Below are 20,730 nucleotides of genomic sequence, written 5' to 3' on the forward strand. Positions count from 1 at the left end.
GGCTATCAAGACTGCGCGGTCGATGCATTGGACGACTGATCAAACTGCTCCTAGCGTCGGATCTGTGGTAGTCACGAGAACGCGGTCGCCCATCCGCTCGAACGTCGGCCTGAAGGCCGTCATGGCGGTGACGGGCATCATCCTGGTGCTGTTCCTGATCCTGCACATGCTCGGCAACCTGAAGGTGTTCACGGGGGAGACCTCGTTCGACCACTACGCGCACTGGCTGCGCGACATCGGCAAGCCGCTGCTGCCGGGCGTCTGGTTCCTCTGGATCCAGCGCGGCGTGCTGACCCTCGCCGTCCTGGGGCACATCGCCGCCGCCACCGCGCTGGCGCTGCGCTCCCGCGCCGCCCGCCCGGTCCGGTACGCGCACCGCCCGAAGGTCCGGGGCAGCTACGCGGCCCGCACCATGCGCTGGGGCGGGGTGATCATCCTGCTCTTCGTGGTCTACCACCTGCTGGACCTGACCACCGGTCACCTGAACCCGGTCGGCGACCCGGCCACGCCGTACGCCAACGTCGTCGCCGACTTCGCGCCGGAGCGCTGGTACGTCACGCTCTTCTACACCCTGGCGATCGTCGCGCTGGGCTTCCACCTGCGGCACGGGGCGTTCAGCGCCTTCCGCAGCCTGGGCCAGCAGACCCCGCAGGGTGAGCGGCGGGCGCGCATCGCCGCCCTGGTCTTCGCCGTCTCGCTCTGCGCCGGCTTCCTGGTGGTTCCGTTCGCCGTACTCACCGGATTGGTGTCCTGACCATGGATCTCTACACCGAGGGCGACCCGATCGCCGACACCAAGGCTCCCGACGGCCCGATCGAAACCCGCTGGGACCGGCGCCGCTTCGACGCCAAGCTGGTCAACCCGGCCAACCGCCGCAAGATGACGGTGATCGTGGTCGGCACCGGCCTGGCCGGCGGCTCCGCCGCCGCGACGCTCGCCGAGCAGGGCTACCGCGTCAAGTCCTACTGCTACCAGGACAGCCCGCGCCGGGCGCACTCGATCGCCGCGCAGGGTGGCATCAACGCCGCCAAGAACTACCGCAACGACGGCGACTCGGTGCACCGGCTCTTCTACGACACCGTCAAGGGCGGCGATTTCCGCTCCCGCGAGTCGAACGTGCACCGGCTGGCCGAGGTCTCGGTCAACATCATCGACCAGTGCGTGGCGCAGGGCGTGCCGTTCGCCCGCGAGTACGGCGGCCTCCTCGACACCCGCTCGTTCGGCGGCGCCCAGGTGCAGCGCACCTTCTACGCCCGGGGCCAGACGGGCCAGCAGCTGCTGCTCGGCGCGTACCAGGCCCTCGAGCGGCAGATCGGCCTCGGCAACGTGGAGATGAACTCCCGGCACGAGATGCTGGAGCTGATCATTGTCGACGGCAAGGCCCGGGGCATTGTGGTCCGGGACCTCGTCACCGGCGAGATCACCTCCGAGTTCGCGGACGCCGTGGTGCTCGCCTCCGGCGGCTACGGCAACGTCTTCTACCTCTCCACCAACGCCAAGGGCTGCAACGTCACCGCCACCTGGCGGGCGCACCGCAAGGGCGCGTACTTCGCCAACCCCTGCTACACGCAGATCCACCCGACCTGCATCCCGGTCTCCGGCGACCACCAGTCGAAGCTGACCCTGATGAGCGAGTCGCTGCGCAACGACGGCCGGGTGTGGGTGCCGAAGGCCAAGGGCGACGACCGCAACCCGAAGGACATCCCCGAGGACGAGCGGGACTACTACCTGGAGCGGATCTACCCCTCGTTCGGCAACCTGGTGCCCCGCGACATCGCGTCCCGGGCGGCGAAGGCCGTCTGCGACCAGGGGCGCGGCGTCGGCCCGGGCGGGCTCGGCGTCTACCTGGACTTCGCCGACGCGATCGGGCGGCTCGGCCGCAAGGCCGTCGAGGCCAAGTACGGCAACCTCTTCGAGATGTACGAGCGCATCACCGGTGAGGACCCGTACGAGGTGCCGATGCGGATCTACCCCGCGGTGCACTACACGATGGGCGGCCTCTGGGTCGACTACGACCTCCAGTCGAGCATCCCCGGCCTGTTCGTGATCGGTGAGGCCAACTTCTCCGACCACGGCGCCAACCGGCTCGGCGCGTCCGCGCTGATGCAGGGCCTGGCCGACGGCTACTTCGTGCTGCCGAACACCATCGCCAACTACCTGTCGGCCGGCCCGCTCGAGAAGGTCGACGCGAGCCACCCGGCGGCGGTCGAGGCCCGCCGCGACGTGGAGGACCGGATCCAGCGGCTGCTGGCGGTCAACGGCGACCGGACCGTCGACTCCTTCCACCGTGAGCTGGGCCAGATCATGTGGGACCACTGCGGCATGGAGCGCTCCGAGGCCGGGCTGCGCAAGGCGATCGACGAGATCCGGGCGCTGCGCGACCAGTTCTGGCGGCGCGTCCGGGTGCTGGGCGACGGCGAAGGGCTCAACCAGTCGCTGGAGAAGGCCGGCCGGGTGGCCGATTTCTTCGAGCTGGCCGAGCTGATGTGCATCGACGCCCTGCACCGCGAGGAGTCGTGCGGCGGCCACTTCCGGGCCGAGCACCAGACCCCCGACGGCGAGGCCCAGCGCGACGACGAGCACTTCTCGTACGTCGCGGCCTGGGAGTTCACCGCCACCGGCCAGCCGTCGGTGCTGCACAAGGAAGACCTGCAGTTCGAATACGTCCACCCCACGCAGCGGAGCTACAAGTGAACCTGACCCTGCGCATCTGGCGCCAGACCGGCCCCGAGGACAAGGGTCGGATGGTGACGTACCAGGTCGACGACGTCTCCCCGGACATGTCGTTCCTGGAGATGCTCGACGTGCTCAACGAACGCCTGATCCTCGCCGGCGAGGACCCGGTGGCGTTCGACCACGACTGCCGCGAGGGCATCTGCGGCATGTGCGGAATGATGATCAACGGCCAGGCGCACGGGCCGCAGCGCGGCACCACCGCCTGCCAGCTGCACATGCGGCAGTTCTCCGACGGCGACACGATCGACATCGAGCCGTGGCGCGCCCGGGCCTTCCCGGTCATCAAGGACCTGGTGGTCAACCGGGGCGCCTTCGACAAGATCATCGCGGCCGGCGGGTACATCACCGCGCCGACCGGCAGCGCGCCCGAGGCGCACGCGACCCCGGTGGCCAAGGCCAACGCGGACGCCGCCTTCGAGTCGGCGGCCTGCATCGGCTGCGGCGCCTGCGTGGCGGCCTGCCCGAACGGCTCCGGAATGCTGTTCACCGCTGCCAAGATCACCCAGCTCTCGCTGCTGCCCCAGGGCCAGCCGGAGCGGTACACCCGGGTGATCGGCATGGTCGACGCGCACGACGAGGCCGGCTTCGGCGGCTGCACCAACGCCGGCGAGTGCACGGTGGCCTGCCCGAAGGGCATCCCGCTCAACACCATCGGCCGCCTCAACCGCGACTTCCTCGCGGCCACCACCACGAAGCGGAGCGAGAACACCCCCGGTTCCTGACCTCCAGGCCGGATGACGGGCCGCCGCACCCACGGGCGCGGCGGCCCGTCCGCGTCCGCGCGCCGCCCGCTGGCCCCAGATCTGGAGCAGGTCGACAGCGTGCACCGGGCGCTGCCGGTTCAAGTCCCCGAACGGGGGTAGCAGCCCCGGGGAGAACTCCCCGGGGAGGGAACCGGACATGAAGGCTTTGACGTGGCAGGGCAGGCGGGACGTACGGGTGGAGGAGGTGCCCGACCCGCGGATCGAGGAGCCGACGGACGCGATCGTCCGCATCACCTCGACCGCGATCTGCGGTTCGGACCTGCACCTCTACGAGGTGCTCGGGCCGTACCTCAAGCCGGGCGACGTGCTCGGGCACGAGCCGATGGGCATCGTCGAGGAGGTCGGCTCGGCGGTGACCCGGCTCAAGCCGGGCGACCGGGTGGTGGTGCCGTTCAACATCGCCTGCGGCGACTGCTGGATGTGCCGGCGGCAGCTGTACGCGCAGTGCGAGACCACCCAGGTCCGCAGCGAGGGCAAGGGCGCCGCGCTGTTCGGCTACACCTCCCTCTACGGCTCGGTGCCCGGCGGGCAGGCCGAGCACCTCCGTGTGCCGCACGCCGACTTCGGCCCGATCGTCGTCCCGGAGAGCGGCCCGGACGAGCGGTGGCTCTACCTGTCCGACGTCCTGCCCACCGCCTGGCAGGCGGTGAAGTACGCCGACACCCCGCCCGGCGGCACCCTGGCCGTCTTCGGACTCGGCCCGGTGGGGCAGTTCTGCGCCCGGGTCGGCCGGCACCTCGGCGCCGGCCGGGTGATCGGCCTCGACCTCGTTCCGGAGCGGCTGGAGCTGGCCCGCAAGCACGGCGTGGAGGTGCTCGACGTCCGGGAGCTCGACGACGTGCCGGGGGCGCTCGTCGACCTGGTGGACGGGCGCGGCCCGGACGCGGTGATCGACGCGGTCGGCATGGAGGCGCACGGCGCCCCCGCCGGCAAGATCGCCCAAGCCGCCGCCGGGCTGCTGCCGGACCGACTGGCCCAGGGGATGATCGACCGGGCCGGTGTGGACCGGCTCACCGTGCTGCACGCCGCGGTGAAGGGCGTCCGGCGGGGCGGCACCGTCTCGATCTCCGGGGTCTACGGCGGCGAGCAGGACCCGATGCCGCTGATGGAGATGTTCGACCGGGGCATCCAGCTGCGGATGGGCCAGTGCCACGTCCGCCGGTGGATCGACGAGATCATGCCGCTGCTGGACCGCGACGACGATCCGCTGGGCGTGGAGGACTTGCGTACCCACCGGGTGCCGTTGCCGCGGGCGCCGGAGGCGTACGAGATGTTCCAGCAGAAGCGGGACGGCTGCGTGAAGGTCGTGCTGGAACCGTGAGCCGGGTGGTGGTGGTCGTCGGGGCCACCAGCGGGATCGGGCGGGCGGCGGCCCGGGCGTTCGCCGGGCGCGGCGACCGCCTGGTGCTCGCCGCCCGTGCCCCACAGGCCCTGGCCGACGTACGCGGCGAGTGCGCGGCCGTCGGGGCCGAGGTGCTCACCGTGCCCACCGACGTCACCACCCCCGGGGCGCTGGACGCGCTGGCCGAGGCCACCGTCGACCGGTTCGGCCGGATCGACGTCTGGGTGCACACCGCCGCGGTGACCGCGTACGGCCCCTTCGAGCGGCTGCCCGCACGGACCTTCGACCAGGTGGTGCGGACCGACCTGCTGGCCGCCGCCGAGGCGGCCCGGGTCGCGTTGCGGCACTTCCGGGTCGCCTCGGCGGGCACCCTGATCCTCACCGGCTCGGTGCTCGGGCACATCACCGCGCCCTACCTGAGCAGCTACGCCACGGCGAAGTGGGGACTGACCGGGCTGGCACGCACGCTCCAGCAGGAGTTGCGGGACGCCCCGGACATCCACCTCTGCCTGGTCAACCCCGGCAGCGTGGACACCCCGATCTACCAGCGGGCGGCCCACCACCTGGGCCGGACCGGTCGGCCACCCCCGCCGATCACCACGCCGGAGCGGGTGGCCCGCGCCATCGTGGACTGCGCCGACCGGCCCCGCCGGCAGGTGTCGGTGGGCCGGCTCAACCCGCTGATGCGGGTCGGCTTCACCGTGCTGCCCGGCCTCTACGACACCCTGGTGGGTCCGCTCATGCGGCGACTGGGACTGGACGGCCCGACGGTCGCTCCGCACGACGGCGTGGTCTTCGCCCCGGACCCGGCCAGCGAGAGGGTGCGCGGCGGCTGGCTGCCCGACCTCGGACGGCCGCTGCGGGCCGTCCGCGGACTGCCCGGCGCCGTCGTCGCCGGGGTCCGGCGGCGGGCGCGGTGACCCGTCGCCGGGATCACCGGTATCGATCGGCTCGCCTAGGGTGGTGGACCGGAGAGCACTCCGGCGCACCACGACGGGAGAGACGATTGACTATCAGGGTGAACCGCAGGACCGCGCTCGGCCTCGGCACGGTGGCCACGGCCGGCACCGTGCTGGGCACCGCCACACCGGCGTCCGCCGACACCGCGCCCGCCGCCACACCGGAACGGGTCGCCGCCCGGCTGGCCGCGGCCTACGAGCGGGAGACCACGCGGGCCGGCGGGAACTGGCAGGCGTACGTCAGCGTGGCCGGCACCGCCGGCGGCACACCGGTCGTAGCCGTCGCCGAGTCGCCCGACCAGCGGATCGAGGCGTACAGCGTGAACAAGATCGCCGTCGCCACCGCCGTGCTCGACAAGGTCGACCGGGGTTTGCTCGCCCTGGACCAACGGGTGGAGGTGACCGCGTCGATCGTCGTGCCCGGCGGAGACGGCATCTTCAGCCTCGACGGCGCGTACCCCAGCTCGGTGACCCTCGGCCACGCCCTCGCGGCCCTGCTGACCGTCTCGGACGACACCGCCGTCCGGCTCTGCGGCCTGGTCTGCCCGGCCGCCGAGCTGAACAGCATCCTGGTCGCCAAGGGCTTCCCCAACACGCAGGTGGAGCCGGTCGCCAACCCGAACCGGTTCTTCCTCGGCACCAGCACCCCCCGGGAGACCCACGAGCTGCTGCGCGCGCTGGTGGCCGGCACGCTGCTCTCCCCCGCCTCCACCACGTTCCTGCTCAACCTGCTGCGCTCCCCCATCGCGTTCACCGACGGGATCCGGCGCACCATGTCGTCGGACGAGCGGGCCCGTATCGCCACCAAAGCCGGCTGGTTCGGCAGCGCGCGGCACGAGGCCGGGATCGTCTTCGACGCTGCGGGCGCCCCGCTGCTCACGTACGCGCTCTTCGCCGACGGGCAGGCCGGCGCGGACGACTTCGGTGCCACCCACCCCGCCGTGCAGGCCCGGGCCCGGCTCGGCCGGGTCTTCCTCGACGCGACGGCGCGGCTGACCGGAACGGGCGCGCGGCACCGGCTGACCGCGCAGCGCCCGAGCAACGGCGGCTGACCCGTCCGACGCCGGGCGGGTCGGCACGTCCCGATCCGCCCGGTGCCGGACCCACGGCGCGGCCGCACGCCGGCTTCCCACCCCGGAGCAGCGCTGACCGGCCCCACGGCGCCGCCGCACGGCGGGCTCCCCGCCCCTGGCCGGCCTCGCGGCGCCGCCGCGCGCCGGGTTCCCCGGAGCGCGGCGGCGCGCGGTGGCTACGGTGTACTGCGGGAGACGGCCGGAGGGACGACCATGCGCGGATCAGCGGAACGACCGGAACGCGACCGGGCCCTCGGCCGGCGGCTGGGCGGGCTCGCCGGCGTGGCCGCGCTGGCCGGGCTGGCCTGGGTGGCCCGGGACGTGCCGCTGGCGCTCGGCGGCCGGCTGGTCGGCGCGCGGGCCGAGCGGGCGGCACGATCGCCGCAGTTCCGCGACGGCACCTTCCACAACGCCGCGGGCGTCCGCTCGACTCTCGCCGAGCCGGGCCGAAACCTGGTCTGGGAGCTGCTCTTCGGCAAGCAGAAGCGCCGTCCGAGCGCCGCCGTGCCGCTGCTGCGGCCGCTCGAGGCGCCCGCCGGCACCGACCCGACCCGCGAGCTCAACGTCATCTGGTACGGCCACGCCTCCGCGCTCATCGAGATCGAGGGCCGCCGGGTGCTGCTCGATCCGGTGTGGAGCGACCGCTGCTCGCCGTCCGCGCTGGTCGGCCCGCGCCGGCTGCACCAGCCCCCGGTGCGCCTCGACGAGTTGCCGCCGCTGGACGCGATCCTGATCTCCCACGACCACTACGACCACCTCGACCTCCCCACGGTGCGCGGGCTGCTGGCGGGCCAGTCCGCGCCGTTCGTGGTGCCACTCGGGGTCGGCGTGCACCTCGACCGGTGGGGCGTACCGGCGGACCGGATCATCGAGCTGGACTGGTCGGAGAGCCACCGGTTGGCCGGCCTGGAGATCACCGCGACGGCGGCCCAGCACTTCTCCGGGCGCGGGCTGCGCCGCGACGGCACGCTGTGGAGTTCCTGGGTCATCGCCGGAGAGCACCGCAGGGTCTTCTACAGCGGCGACTCCGGCTACTTCGCCGGCTACGCCGCCATCGGCGCCGAACACGGCCCCTTCGACGTGACGCTCGTGCAGATCGGCGCGTACGACCGGGCCTGGCCGAGCATCCACATGTACCCGGAGGAGGCGGTCACCGCCCACCTCGACCTGCGCGGGGGGCTCTTCATCCCGGTGCACTGGGCGACGTTCAACCTCGCCCTGCACGACTGGGCCGAGCCGGTGAACCGGCTCTGGGCGGAGGCGAAGGCCCGGGACGTCCGGCTGGCCGTCCCACGACCCGGGGAACGAGTGGTGGTGGACGACCCACCGCCGGTCGACGGCTGGTGGCAGGCGGTCGCCTGAGTCCCGGCCCGGCGGGTCGGCGCGGGGTGCTCAGAGCACGAACGCGTCGCTCGGGCCCGGCCGGCGCGGAGACGGCGCGCAAGCGACGGTCAGAGCACGAACGCGTCGGTCCAGAGGGCGCCGGAGCGCCCGGAGAGCGCGTCCAGCATCGCCACCGCCTGGTTGTCGGTGAGCTGCGCGACGAAGTCGATGATGGCCCGTCCCCGGGCCCGGGCGAGCCGGTCCGCGGTCCGCGGGTGCAGCTCGGCCTCGGCCAGCTCGACCAGGTCGTGCAGGCGTCGCGGCAGCCGCGACTCCTCCTCCGGGTCGAGCAGCCACTCCCACAGCGCCTCGACGAGGGTGCCCAGCAGCCGCGCCTGCCCGCGCTGGTGCAGCGCCAGGTCGGGGCGGGCCAGCACGAAGCGGTGGTGGACGAACTTGAGCACCTGCACCTCGTGCCACTGGGCCGGGGCGAGCAGCACGTACCCGGAGCGCACCGACGGCCGGTCGGTCACCGTGACCGCCTCGACGAACCGGGTCGACCAGCGGGCGGAGAAGCGCGCGACGTACTGCTCGGCCTCGATCGAACCGTCGAAGGGCACGGCCAGCAGCCCGTCCGCCAGCTCCTCCCGGACGTGCTCGACGGCGGCGGCGAACGCGTCGTCGTCGGCCACCCAGGCGTCCTTGCGGTGCAGCTGCCGGCGCAGCAGTTCGATCGCGGCGCCGGGCCGGCGGGCCGCGGTGGCGAGCGCGGCGTCGGTGATCGCCCGGAAGTGCCCGCCCTCCCGCTGCCAGGCGATCAGCTCGGCGGACACCGCGCCCTGCTGGAGCACGCCGACCCGGTAGAAGTCCTCGACGTCGTGGATCGCGTACGCGATGTCGTCGGCCGTGTCCATCACGGACGCCTCCACGGTCTGCTGCCAGTCCGGGATCCGGCCGACGAAGGGCTCCCGCGCCTGGCGCAGGTCGTCGACCTCGGTCCGGTAGGCGCCGAACTTCGACGAGCCGCTCTCCGGATCGTCCGGTGGCGGCGTCGCCCCGCGCGGCGGCGGGTCCAGCAGACGCGGGTGCGGGTCCGGGTGGTCGAGCCGGGTCCACGGGTACTTGAGCATCGCGGCCCGCACCGCCGCGGTGAGGTCGAGCCCGGTGGTGGCCGCGCCGCGGATCTCGGTGCTGGTGACGATGCGGTACGACTGCGCGTTGCCCTCGAACCCGTCGGCGAGGCCGAGCCGCTGCCGGGCCAGCCGGTCCAGCACCCGCTCGCCCAGGTGTCCGAAGGGCGGGTGGCCGAGGTCGTGGGCGAGCGCCGCCGCCTCGACGACGTCCGGGTCGCAGCCGCCGAGCGCGTCGAGCCGGGCGCGCCGACCCTCGTCGGCGGTGAGCCGCTCGGCGATCGCCCGGGCGACCTGGGCGACCTTGAGGCTGTGGGTGAGCCGGTTGTGCACCAGCAGGCCGGAACCGACCGGGCTGATCACCTGGGTGACCCCGCCGAGCCGGGCGAAGAACGGCGAGCCCACGATCCGGTCGCGGTCGGCCCGGAAGGGGCTGGTCGCGAGGTCGCCGAGGGCCCGGGCGCTGCCGCCGAAGAGCCGCCGGACACGCGGCTCCACAGGTGGTTCCATGATCGCCACGCTAGCGCGGCCGCCATGAACATTCACCAGGTTGCTCGCGGATTTGAAGGATTGTCGTAGGCGTGGTGTTGGCTGAGGTTCGTGCCTCGCCGTCGGGACCCTGCCGCGCCTCCGGTGCTGCATCGCACGGCTCGGGTCGGGTTGCGGGTGACGCCGGGTCAGCGGCGGCGGTGTTTCGGTCTGCTTTGGTCGGCTGATGACGTGTGGGCGTGTGTGTTGGAGGTCAACGGGTGGCGGCGTCGCCGCGGTGATGTGCCGCTCGCCGGCTATCAGGAGTTGTGCCGGGAGTTGACCGCGTCGGGGCCTGGCACGTTCGGCGAGCTGGATACCACGGGTGCGCGGTCGGTGTTGCGCCGGTTCTCGGAGGCGTGGTTCGCGGCGGCAAAGCGCCGCAAATCCGGTGACGACGCGGCGCGGTTTCCGCGTCGTCGTCGTGGGTTGGTGCCGGTGCGTTGGTATCACGGCACATTCACGGTTGACGGACGGCAGGTGCGGATCCCATCGGCGAGAGGCGCCGCCCCGTTGTGGGTTCGCCTGGCCCGGGATCTGCCCTATCCGGTGGAACAGGTCCGCTCAATCACTCTTCTGTGTGAGGGTGGTCGTCTGTTCCTCGACGTGACCGCCGAAGTCCCGGTCACCGTCTACCCGCCTGGCCAAGAGCCGGACCCCGGACGGGTCGCCGGGGTGGACCTGGGCATCATCCACCCTTACGCGGTTGCCGGACCTGACGGTGCCGGGCTGTTGGTGTCCGGACGGGCGATCCGCGCTGAGCAGCGGATGCACCTGGCCGACACCAAGGCCCGCCACCGCGCGGTGGCGAGACGGGCACCGAAACCGGGCGAACGGGGATCACGGCGGTGGCGCCAATACCCCCGCCGGGTGCGACTGGTTGAGGGACGGCATCGGCGGCGCGTCCGCCAAGCCCAGCATGAGGCCGCCCGCACCGTCGTGTCCTGGGCCCGGCAGCAACGGGTGGGGGTGCTGCACGTCGGCGACCCACGAGGCGTCCTCGATATTCCGGCGGGCCGGCGGCACAACCTGCGGCTGCGGCAGTGGCAGATCGGCCGGCTGATACAGGTCCTCGTTGACAAGGCCGCCCTCGCCCGCATCACCGTGCGGCTCGTCGACGAACGTGGCACATCATCGACCTGCCCCGATTGCCACCGCCGGATACCGAAACCCCGTGACCGGACACTGACCTGCCCACATTGCCGATTTTCCGGGCACCGCGATCTTGTCGCGGCGGCCAACATCGCCACCCGCACCCCGGGCGGCGGACCCACCACCCCCACGACGGCCGTGACGGTGCCGCCAGGGGTGGTCACGCGCCGTCGAGCCGGCCGGCACCTCCCCGGTGCTGGTCGGTCCCGACGTGACAGCCCCGCCGCCCGAACGCGCGGCGCGAGGATCAGTTGGCCCGCGGTGGCCCACCCCACCACCCGGTGGGGAGTCGCTCGCCCGTCAGGGGCGAGGATCCACAACACACCACCGGAACACCCGGTGCACGTTAGTGGGAACCGCACTAGCGCGGCAGAATGCTCGGCGGAAACCACTCCCGAAGGCGGATCGAGATCGTGACCCTCTCTGTTCATCAGCGGATCGCCGAGGAGCTCGGCGTGGCCGAGCGCCAGGTCCGGGCGGCCGTGGAGCTGCTCGACGGCGGCGCGACCGTGCCGTTCATCGCCCGCTACCGCAAGGAGGCCACCGGCCTGCTCGACGACACCCAGCTGCGCACGCTCGAGGAGCGGCTGCGCTACCTGCGCGAGCTGGACGAGCGGCGGGCGGCGGTGCTGGAGTCGATCCGCGGCCAGGGCAAGCTGGACGAGGCGCTGGAAGCCCAGATCATGGCGGCCGACTCGAAGTCCCGGCTGGAGGACATCTACCTGCCGTACAAGCCGAAGCGCCGGACCCGGGCCCAAATCGCCCGCGAGGCCGGGCTGGAGCCGCTCGCCGAGACGCTGCTGGCCGACCCGGCGCAGGACCCGAAAGCGGTGGCCGCCGGCTACGTGGACGCGGACAAGGGCGTCGCCGACGCCGCCGCCGCCCTGGACGGGGCGCGGGCCATCCTCATCGAGCGCTTCGGCGAGGACGCCGACCTGATCGGCACGCTGCGCGAGCAGATGTGGTCGCGGGGCCGGCTGGTGTCCCGGGTACGCGACGGGCAGGAGTCGGCCGGCGCGAAGTTCGCCGACTACTTCGACTTCGCCGAGCCGTACACCCGGCTGCCGTCGCACCGGATCCTGGCGATGTTCCGGGGCGAGAAGGAGGGCGTGCTCGACCTGACCATGGAGCCGGAGGAGGCCGGCGAGGCGGACGCGGTCCCGACCGGCCCGAGCCGGTACGAGGCGGCGATCGCCGGCCGGTTCGGCGTCAGCGACCAGGGTCGGCCGGCCGACCGGTGGCTGACCGACACGGTCCGCTGGGCCTGGCGCACCCGGATCCTCATCCACCTCGGCGCGGACCTGCGGATGCGGCTCTGGCAGGCGGCCGAGGAGGAGGCGGTGCGGGTCTTCGCCACCAATCTGCGTGACCTGCTGCTCGCCGCCCCGGCCGGGGCCCGGCCGACCATGGGCCTCGACCCGGGCCTGCGTACCGGGGTGAAGGTGGCCGTGGTCGACGCCACCGGCAAGGTGGTCGCCACCGACACGATCTACCCGCACGAGCCGCGCCGGCAGTGGGACGCGTCCGTCGAGACCCTCGCCCGGCTCGCCGGGGCGCACGGCGTGGAGCTGGTGGCGATCGGCAACGGCACCGCGTCCCGGGAGACCGACAAGCTCGCCGGTGACCTGATCAAGCGGTACCCGCAGCTGAACCTGACCAAGGTGGTGGTCTCCGAGGCCGGCGCGTCGGTCTACTCGGCCTCCGCGTACGCGGCCCAGGAGCTGCCCGGGCTGGACGTCTCGCTGCGCGGCGCGGTGTCCATCGCCCGCCGCCTCCAGGACCCGCTCGCCGAGCTGGTCAAGATCGATCCGCGGTCGATCGGGGTCGGCCAGTACCAGCACGACCTGTCGGAGGTGAAGCTCTCCCGGTCGCTGGACGCGGTGGTGGAGGACTGTGTGAACGGAGTCGGGGTGGACGTCAACACCGCGTCGGCGCCGCTGCTGACCCGGGTCTCCGGCATCGGTGCGGGTCTGGCCGAGAACATCGTGCTGCACCGGGACGCCAACGGGCCGTTCCGCACCCGGGCCGAGCTGAAGAAGGTGGCGCGGCTCGGGCCGAAGGCGTTCGAGCAGTGCGCCGGCTTCCTGCGCATCCCGGGTGGCGACGACCCGCTCGACTCGTCCAGCGTGCACCCGGAGGCGTACCCGGTGGTGCGCCGCATCCTGTCCAGCACCGGTCAGGACGTGCGGTCGCTGATCGGGAAGTCGACGATCCTGCGCGGGCTGAAGGCCACCGACTTCGTCGACGAGACGTTCGGCCTCCCCACGGTCACCGACATCCTCGCCGAACTGGAGAAGCCGGGCCGCGACCCGCGACCCGAGTTCCGCACCGCCACCTTCGTGGAGGGCGTGGAGAAGATCGGTGACCTGACCCCGGGGATGGTGCTGGAGGGCGTGGTGACGAACGTGGCCGCGTTCGGCGCCTTCGTCGACGTCGGGGTGCACCAGGACGGTCTGGTGCACGTGTCGGCGATGTCGCGGACCTTCGTCAAGGACCCGCGCGAGGTCGTCAAGTCCGGCGACGTGGTCAAGGTCAAGGTGCTCGACGTCGACGTACCCCGCAAGCGGATCTCCCTGACCCTGCGGCTGGAGGACGAGCCCGGCGCCGAGGCGGGCGCGCGACCGGCCCGCGGCGGCCGGGGCGACGCCGGAGCCCGTGGCGAGGCCGGCGGGCGCGGTGGCGGTCAGGGCGGCGCTGGCGGTCAGGGCGGGGGCCCGCGCGGCGGCGGACGCGAGGGTCAGCGCGGCGGCCAGCGCGGTCAGGGCGGCGGCGGGCGCGGCGGTCAGGGCGACGGGGGTGGCGCCCGGCAGGGCCGCGGCGCGGCCGCCCCGCCGGCCAACAGCGCGATGGCGGACGCCCTGCGTCGCGCCGGCCTGGCCTGATCGAACCCGTCGGCCGTCCCGCCGGCCGCGGGGCGGCTGCTGCCGGACCTGACGCGCGGCTGGCACGAGCGACGGTGGCTCCCTGCCGTGCCTGTCGAGCTGCCCCATACCTGGGGCAGCTCGACAGGCGGCCAACCTCATCTGCGCTCCACCGCCGGCGGCCTCGCCGAGCGGCGGCGCGCGGCGCGGCGCACGTCCGCCTTGTTCGCGTCGCCCCGCCCGCGTCGCCCGCTCGCTGGGCGGTTTGGTCGGCCTCGGAATCCTGACCACCGCGACACCGCCCGCGTCGTCGAGGAACAGGGCGACCTCGTCCTATCGCGGCATGCTGTGGAGCTGATGTCGTCAACGAATCGCGTGATGTCGCTACCGACTCAGCTCCAGAGGGCCCGGGAGACATGCGGGCGGGATCACCGGGCGTTCACGCGATGGCGGCGCTGCGGGCGGGCGAAGGCCAGCGCAGTGCCCTGCCGGACCGAGGCAGATCGACGGCGCGCCGGGAGGCGGCCTGGGCGGGAACCGGGCTGCAGCCGGGCGGTGGGCGTACCGTCGGGGCGTGGGTGAGGACGACGGCCTGGACTGGCCGGACCGGCAGCGGCGGGCGGTGCTGGCGCACGCCGAGGCCGACGCCCGGCGGCGGGCGGCGGAGCACGCGGAGGCGGCGGGGATCGTGGCCTGGTTCGTGGCGGAGGCGAACCGCCGAGGGCTTCGCCCCACCCGGCTCGTCGCGCGCTCCTACGACGGCCGCGGCCGGTACCGGACCCGGCTCACCGGCTGGTACGTGGATCGGGCCCGGAGCCGGGCGGTCGACGTGCAGGGAGGGTTCCATCTGCTGACCGTGCCGGGCGGCCTGCGCGCCCGGCTGCTCGGCGCCGAGCCGGAGCCCAGCCCGCCGCCGCTGATCGTCGGCGAGGGCGGTCGGGACGGCGAGTCGATCCCGCTGCGAGTGCTTCTCACGCGCCGGCTGGACGCCGGGAACGACGGTTGAGGTTCCACCACCACAGCTGCTGCACGACCAGGGTGAGCAGGCCGGCGAGAACGATGGCGCAGACGTTGATGACCAGTTGGAGCGCCGAGCCGGCCGCCTCGTGCCACACCCCGTAGGCGCCGGCGACGGCCACGTTCGCGGCGGCCGGCACGGTGGTGACCGAGATCAGCACCCCGACCAGGCTGCCGGACTTCTTCGAGGTCAGTGACAGCATGCCGGCGACCCCGGCCAGCAGTCCGACCACCCAGGAGAGCGCGTCCGGTCGCCAGATGAAGTCGGTGAGCGGCCGCTCGGCCAGGAGCATCTGCCGGTTGACCAGGTCGGCGGCGGTGAGCGCCCAGGTGCTGAGCACGGTGGCCGCCATGGCGGCCAGGAACCCCACCACGAGTGCCTGCACCGAGCGCCCGATCGTCCGGACCTGGCGGCGGAGCAGGGCCACGCAGAGCGCCGCGAGGGGGCCGAACTCGGGGCCGACGACCATGGCGCCGACGACGAGGATCGGCTGGTCCAGCAGGACGCCGATGCCGGCGATCATGGTGGCCACGATGATCAGCACCAGGTAGGTGCCGGAGAGTTCGGTCTGCTCGCCGGTCTTCGCCGCGATCTCGTCCCAGACCACGGCGTCGGCGCCGCTGCCGGGCGCCCGTTCCGCCGCCCGCTCGGCGGCCGCCGAGATCGTCAGTTCCACGTCGTCGGCCGCGATGCCGCCGCGGACATCCACACCCAACTGCTGCAGGCCCTGCAGGACGGTGTCGGCGCTCTCCCGGACCACGTCGCACTGGATCAGGTCGCCCGCGGGCTGTCGGGCGACGCCCGGGAGCACCACGAGGTGGGTCACCCCCGGCTCGGCGGCGAGCAGGTCGGCCACCTCCGTCGACTGGTCCGGTGAAGCGATGACCCTCAGGTGCAGCACGTCTCCCCCTCGCCCGACCGGCCAGCCCATGCCTCGCCCGTCTGGCCGCCGCGACTCTACCGCCCGGTCCGCTGATCCCGTTGACCGCACAAGGGACCGCTGGTCAGCCGTGTCCCGGTGAGGAGTTTGGGGGTTGATCGGGGCGAAGCAGCCCGAGTGTCACCATTCGGCGCCGCTGAGCTGTCTCAGGCTGATAAAACCCATCTATAGCGCTTTGTCGCATTCTGCGGAGGTCGGAACGGTGCCGGTGCCTGGTGGTCTCGTGAACGCCCCCGATCGCGCCCTGTCGCGGACGCGCCCCGACCGGGGCAAGCGGTTCGTCGACGCGGTGGTGGCGGCCGTCCTGCTGGTGCTCGTCGCGCCGGTGCTCGCGGTGGTGGCGGTCCTGGTCGCGGTGGGGCTCGGCCGCCCGGTGCTGTTCCGCCAGTGCCGCGCCGGCCTGGACGGCCAGCCCTTCGAGGTGATCAAGTTCCGCACCATGCGGCCCCCGGACCCGAGCCGCGGCCTGGTCGGCGACGCCGCCCGGCTCACGCCGCTGGGGCGCTGGCTGCGTGCCACCAGCCTGGACGAGCTGCCCACGCTCTGGAACGTGCTGCGCGGCGACATGAGTCTGGTCGGCCCGCGCCCGCTGCTGCCGGAGTACCTCGACCGCTACTCGCCCTGGCAGGCCCGCCGACACGAGGTGCGGCCGGGCGTGACCGGGCTGGCCCAGGTGCGCGGGCGCAACAGCCTGAGCTGGGAGGAGAAGCTCGACCTCGACGTGTGGTACGTGGACAGCCGCAGCCCTCGGGTCGATCTGTCGATCCTCCTCGCGACCGTACGCACGGTGCTGCGCCGCGAGGGGATCACCGCGGCAGGGGCGGCGACCGCCCCCGAGTTCCTCGGTACGCCCGACCGCCCGGCACCGGCGCAACGCGACCGGACACCGGTATGACGAGCCCGGAAGCCGGCCCGGCGAGTCAGACGATCCTCCTGTCCCCGCCCGACGTCGGGCCGCTCGAGGAGTCGTACCTGATCGCCGCCCTGCGCTCGGGCTGGGTCGCACCGGCCGGCCCGGACCTGCAGGCGTTCGAGAACGACATCTCCGAGCGGGTCGGCACCCGCGGCGCCGTCGCGGTCAGCTCCGGAACCGCCGCCCTGCACCTGGCCCTGCTCGGGGTGGGCGTAGGCCCCGGCGACGTGGTCGTCGTGCCCACCTTGACGTTCGTCGCCACCGCCAACGCGGTCCGCTACATCGGCGCGCGTCCGGTCTTCGTCGACTGCGACCCCCAGACCGGCAACGTGGACGTCGGCCTCGTCGGCGACCTGCTCGGCCGGCTGCGGGCGCGCGGCGAGCGGGTCGGCGCGGTCCTTCCGGTGGACATGTTCGGTAGCTGCGCCGACTACAGCACGCTGGCACCGCTCTGTGCCGACGCCGGGGTCCCCCTGGTGGAGGACGCCGCGGAGGCCCTGGGCGCGAGCCACCGGGGACGGCCGGCCGGCTCCTTCGGCAGCGTCGCCGCGCTCTCCTTCAACGGCAACAAAATCATGACCACCTCGGGTGGCGGGATGCTCGTGTCCGACGACGCGGCCCTGCTCGCCCGCGCCCGGCACCTCTCCACCCAGGCCCGGGAACCGACGCCGCACTACGAGCACCGCGAGACCGGCTACAACTACCGGCTCAGCAATCTCCTCGCCGCGCTCGGCCGGGCCCAACTGGTCCGGCTGGACGGGATGATCGCCCGACGCCGTCAGTTGCGCGACCGCTACGCCAAGCTCTTCGCCCCGGTGCCGGGCGTCCGGCTGCTCGGCGCGGAGGACACCGAGTCGAACTGCTGGCTGACCGTCATCACGGTCGAGGAGCGCCGGTGCGGGTGGCGGGCGGCCGACCTGGCGGCCCACCTGGCGCAGCGGGGCATCGAGACCCGGCCGGTGTGGAAACCGATGCACATGCAGCCGGTCCACGTCGGGATCGAGAGCGTGCTCACCGGCGCCGCGGAGCGGCTCTTCGCCGACGGGCTCACCCTGCCCAGCGGAAGTGCCCTGACCGAGCCCCAGATCGCCCGGGTGCTCGCCACGATCGACGAGTTCCTCACCGTCCGAACCGGAGGATCGACCGCGTGACGACCGGACTGGTGGTGATCGGCTGCGGCGGGCACGGCCGGGAGGTGCTCACCATCGCCCGGGCCGTGAACGAGGCCTCCCTCCGGCCGCGCTGGCACCTGCTCGGGGTCGTTGACGACCGGCCCACCGAGGAGAACCTGAAGCGGTTGCAGCGCCTCGACGTGCCGTACCTCGGTGACGTCGCCTGGCTGCGCGACGCGGCGCCGGACGTCCACCACGTCATCGGCATCGGTGACCCGCGGATCCGCCGGGCCGTCGCCCGGCGCGTCGACGGGTACCCGACGCCGGCCGCGAGTCTCGTGCACCCGGCCGCCACGATCGGGCCGGACACCCGGCACGGGCCGGGCTTCGTGGCGTTCCCCGGGGCCCGGGTCACCACGAACGTCACCATCGGGCGGCACGTGCACCTCAACCAGAACGCCACCGTCGGCCACGACAGCACCCTCGCGGACTTCGTCGGGGTCAACCCGCTCGCCGCCGTGTCGGGTGACTGCGATCTCGCCGAGGGCGTACTGATCGGGACCACCGCCGCGGTGCTGCAGGGCCTGCGGGTCGGGCGGGACAGCACGGTCGGCGCCGGCGCGTGCGTCGTCCGGGACGTGCCCGACCAGGTGGTCGTGAAGGGCGTACCGGCCCGCTGATCGCACCGGGACGTACAGGATATTCGACCCATCACTCCTGAAACCGCCCATCGGGGCAGTGACGGCATGTAACAAGGACAAAGAGCACAGCCGCTCCTTCCGCCGTTCGGGCGGAAGCGGTCGGGAGACGGACAGGGAGCCACCCATATGCCGCAGGACACTGAGAGCAGCGAACGCACGGATCGGCGGTCGCGGCGGGCCCGGGCGCGTCGCCGCGCCGTCGGGTTCCTCACCACCGACACCACCGCCTGGATCGGCGGTCTCGTCGCGGCCGCCTGGACCCGCTACGAGTTCCAGCTCCCCCCGGGTCAGCTGGCCCGGGCCGCCGCGATCGGCGCGGTCGCCGCGATCGTGTACGTGGCGGTGGCCGCGCTGCGCCGGCTCTACTCCGGACGGCACCCCCTGGGCAGCCTGCAGGAGGTCCAGGGCGTCGCCGGCACGACGATCACGACGGCGGCCATCGTGCTGTTGGGCCTGCTGCCCTCCGCGGACCGGCCGGTGCCGGCGAGCACACCGCTGGTCGGCGGCGCGCTCGCGCTGCTGTTCATGCTCGGCGCCCGGTTCGCGTACCGACACCGGCGCGACCTCGCCATGCGACCGGACGTGCGGTCCTCGACGCCGGTGCTGCTGTTCGGGATGGGCGACGCCGGGCAGGATCTGCTGCGCGCCCTGCTCAGCGACCCGCGGGGACGGTACCTGCCGGTCGGCGCCCTCGATGACGACCCGGACAAGCGTGACCTGCGCATCCGAGGGGTACGCGTGCTCGGCGGGCGGCACGACGTCGGCGCCGCGGTCCGGCGTACCGGTGCCACCGCGGTCATCTTCTCGGTCGCCAACGCCGACGCCTCCCTGATCCGGCAGATCCGCGAGGCCACCCTCCACGCCGGGGCCGCCTTCAAGGTGCTGCCCCCGGTGCGGGACCTGGTCGACCACCGGATCACCGTCACCGACGTACGCGACGTGCGGATCAGCGACCTGCTCGGCCGTCGCCAGGTGGTCGGCGACCTGCCGTTCAGCATGAACAGCCTCACCGGGCGTCGGATCCTGGTCACCGGCGCCGGCGGGTCGATCGGCTCGGAGCTGTGCCGGCAGGTGATGAAGGCCGACCCGGGCGAGCTGATGATGCTGGACCGGGACGAGTCCGCCCTGCACGGCCTCCAGATGTCGCTCGCCGGTCGGGCCCTGCTCGACGGCCCGGAGCTGATCCTGGCCGACCTGCGGGACGACGAGGGCATCCGGCAGATCATCCGGGAGCGCCGTCCCGACATCATCTTCCACGCCGCGGCGCTCAAACACCTGACCCTGCTCCAGCGGCACCCGGGTGAGGCGGTCAAGACGAACGTCTGGGGCACCCTGTCGGTGCTGGACGCCTGCCGGGACGTGGCGAAGTTCGTGAACATCTCCACCGACAAGGCGGCCGACCCGATCAGCGTGCTCGGCTACTCGAAGCGGATCACCGAGCGGCTGACCGCGCACGCCGCCTCACGGTTCCCGGGCACGTTCCTCAGCGTCCGGTTCGGCAACGTCCTGAGCAGCCGCGGTTCCGTGGTGACGGCGTTCCAGCAGCAGATCGAGGCCGGCAAGCCGCTGACCGTCACCCACCCGGAGGTCACCCGCTATCTGATGACCGTCCAGGAGGCCGTCCACCTGGTGCTCCAGGCCGCCGATATCGGGCGCGACGGGGAGGCGCTGGTGCTGGACATGGGTGAGCCGGTGCGTATCGCCGACCTGGCCCGGCAGATGGCCGAGCAGGCGTCCAGCTCGGTGCCGATCGTCTACACGGGCCTGCGCCCCGGGGAGAAGCTGCACGAGGACCTGCTGGGCACCGGCGAGATCGACACCCGCCCGTTCCACCCGCTGGTGTCGCACGTGCGCGTGCCCGCCCTCGACCCGATGGAGGTGAGCGGGCTGGACCCGTACGCCGAGCCGGCCAAGGTCGTCGAACAGCTCGCCCTGCTCTGCGCCCTTCCGGTCGACCCGGTGGTCGACGGTCCGCTGGGCGTGCCGATGTCGTCGCACTGATATCCACCGGCCCCGCCCCGCGCGTGGGGTGGCGGACGAGGCAACCGGGGGTGGCACCGTACGGGGTGCCACCCCCGTCTCGTGCAGACCCGCCGGCGACGGAGGCCGACACCGGCGAGGCGCGAGCGAGGGGGCACGGGCCCGCGGCCCGGCGCGGGGAGAGACGGTGAGGCCGGC

At 73.2% G+C, this 20,730-nt stretch carries 16 protein-coding genes; 14 read left to right on the forward strand and 2 right to left on the reverse strand.

The annotated features are described in order from the left end of the window. Window positions 1-22: 22 nt before the first annotated feature. The 7 genes from O7603_RS11040 to O7603_RS11070 all read left to right on the forward strand — a co-directional run bounded on the left by O7603_RS11040 (window position 23) and on the right by O7603_RS11070 (window position 8,236). Window positions 23-754 carry a succinate dehydrogenase cytochrome b subunit gene (locus O7603_RS11040; protein WP_281575605.1) on the forward strand — a complete coding sequence of 244 codons (732 nt, stop codon included), beginning with the start codon at window positions 23-25 and terminating at the stop codon, window positions 752-754. Between the two features lie 2 nt (window positions 755-756). After that, window positions 757-2,694, forward strand: coding sequence for a fumarate reductase/succinate dehydrogenase flavoprotein subunit (locus O7603_RS11045; protein ID WP_281575606.1), 1,938 nt, complete (start codon window positions 757-759; stop codon window positions 2,692-2,694). Next, window positions 2,691-3,458: a succinate dehydrogenase/fumarate reductase iron-sulfur subunit gene (locus O7603_RS11050; RefSeq protein ID WP_281575607.1), complete on the forward strand. Its 768-nt coding sequence runs from the start codon at window positions 2,691-2,693 to the stop codon at window positions 3,456-3,458. Before O7603_RS11045 ends, O7603_RS11050 begins: the two co-directional genes overlap by 4 nt. A gap of 178 nt (window positions 3,459-3,636) precedes the next feature. Continuing rightward, window positions 3,637-4,821: a zinc-dependent alcohol dehydrogenase gene (locus O7603_RS11055; protein WP_281575608.1), complete on the forward strand. Its 1,185-nt coding sequence runs from the start codon at window positions 3,637-3,639 to the stop codon at window positions 4,819-4,821. Then, window positions 4,818-5,762: an SDR family NAD(P)-dependent oxidoreductase gene (locus tag O7603_RS11060; RefSeq protein ID WP_281575609.1), complete on the forward strand. Its 945-nt coding sequence runs from the start codon at window positions 4,818-4,820 to the stop codon at window positions 5,760-5,762. Before O7603_RS11055 ends, O7603_RS11060 begins: the two co-directional genes overlap by 4 nt. A 98-nt stretch (window positions 5,763-5,860) precedes the next feature. After that, the gene (locus tag O7603_RS11065; protein ID WP_281575610.1) at window positions 5,861-6,853 is read left to right on the forward strand and encodes a serine hydrolase; all 993 of its coding nucleotides are present in this window, start codon (window positions 5,861-5,863) and stop codon (window positions 6,851-6,853) included. 234 nt (window positions 6,854-7,087) lie between these two features. Further along, the gene (locus O7603_RS11070; RefSeq protein WP_281575611.1) at window positions 7,088-8,236 is read left to right on the forward strand and encodes an MBL fold metallo-hydrolase; all 1,149 of its coding nucleotides are present in this window, start codon (window positions 7,088-7,090) and stop codon (window positions 8,234-8,236) included. Window positions 8,237-8,325: 89 nt separating this feature from the next. On the opposite strand, the gene dgt is transcribed toward O7603_RS11070, so the two are convergent. Then, the gene (gene dgt, locus O7603_RS11075) at window positions 8,326-9,837 is read right to left on the reverse strand and encodes a dGTP triphosphohydrolase (RefSeq protein WP_281575612.1); all 1,512 of its coding nucleotides are present in this window, start codon (window positions 9,835-9,837) and stop codon (window positions 8,326-8,328) included. 156 nt (window positions 9,838-9,993) lie between these two features. On the opposite strand from dgt, the gene O7603_RS11080 reads away from it, so the two are divergent. The 3 genes from O7603_RS11080 to O7603_RS11090 all read left to right on the forward strand — a co-directional run bounded on the left by O7603_RS11080 (window position 9,994) and on the right by O7603_RS11090 (window position 14,874). Then, the gene (locus O7603_RS11080) at window positions 9,994-11,424 is read left to right on the forward strand and encodes a transposase (RefSeq protein ID WP_281576666.1); all 1,431 of its coding nucleotides are present in this window, start codon (window positions 9,994-9,996) and stop codon (window positions 11,422-11,424) included. Beyond that, window positions 11,421-13,889 (forward strand): Tex family protein, encoded by a 2,469-nt coding sequence (locus O7603_RS11085; protein ID WP_281575613.1) that lies wholly within the window; start codon window positions 11,421-11,423, stop codon window positions 13,887-13,889. The genes O7603_RS11080 and O7603_RS11085 overlap by 4 nt, the downstream gene beginning before the upstream one ends. A 553-nt stretch (window positions 13,890-14,442) precedes the next feature. Beyond that, window positions 14,443-14,874: a hypothetical protein gene (locus tag O7603_RS11090; protein ID WP_281575614.1), complete on the forward strand. Its 432-nt coding sequence runs from the start codon at window positions 14,443-14,445 to the stop codon at window positions 14,872-14,874. Here the strand turns inward: O7603_RS11090 and O7603_RS11095 are convergent. Next, window positions 14,840-15,787 (reverse strand): DUF389 domain-containing protein, encoded by a 948-nt coding sequence (locus tag O7603_RS11095; protein ID WP_281575615.1) that lies wholly within the window; start codon window positions 15,785-15,787, stop codon window positions 14,840-14,842. The genes O7603_RS11090 and O7603_RS11095 overlap by 35 nt on opposite strands. A gap of 262 nt (window positions 15,788-16,049) precedes the next feature. On the opposite strand from O7603_RS11095, the gene O7603_RS11100 reads away from it, so the two are divergent. The 4 genes from O7603_RS11100 to O7603_RS11115 all read left to right on the forward strand — a co-directional run bounded on the left by O7603_RS11100 (window position 16,050) and on the right by O7603_RS11115 (window position 20,553). Continuing rightward, window positions 16,050-16,721, forward strand: coding sequence for a sugar transferase (locus tag O7603_RS11100; protein WP_281575616.1), 672 nt, complete (start codon window positions 16,050-16,052; stop codon window positions 16,719-16,721). Then, a complete protein-coding gene (locus O7603_RS11105) occupies window positions 16,718-17,890 on the forward strand; it encodes an aminotransferase class I/II-fold pyridoxal phosphate-dependent enzyme (protein WP_281575617.1) in 1,173 nt (390 codons plus the stop codon). Before O7603_RS11100 ends, O7603_RS11105 begins: the two co-directional genes overlap by 4 nt. After that, window positions 17,887-18,531: an acetyltransferase gene (locus O7603_RS11110; RefSeq protein ID WP_281575618.1), complete on the forward strand. Its 645-nt coding sequence runs from the start codon at window positions 17,887-17,889 to the stop codon at window positions 18,529-18,531. The genes O7603_RS11105 and O7603_RS11110 overlap by 4 nt, the downstream gene beginning before the upstream one ends. A 147-nt stretch (window positions 18,532-18,678) precedes the next feature. Beyond that, the gene (locus O7603_RS11115) at window positions 18,679-20,553 is read left to right on the forward strand and encodes a nucleoside-diphosphate sugar epimerase/dehydratase (protein ID WP_281575619.1); all 1,875 of its coding nucleotides are present in this window, start codon (window positions 18,679-18,681) and stop codon (window positions 20,551-20,553) included. Window positions 20,554-20,730 lie beyond the last annotated feature (177 nt).

This window comes from Micromonospora sp. WMMD812 (genome assembly GCF_027497215.1).
Taxonomy (GTDB): Bacteria; Actinomycetota; Actinomycetes; order Mycobacteriales; family Micromonosporaceae; genus Micromonospora.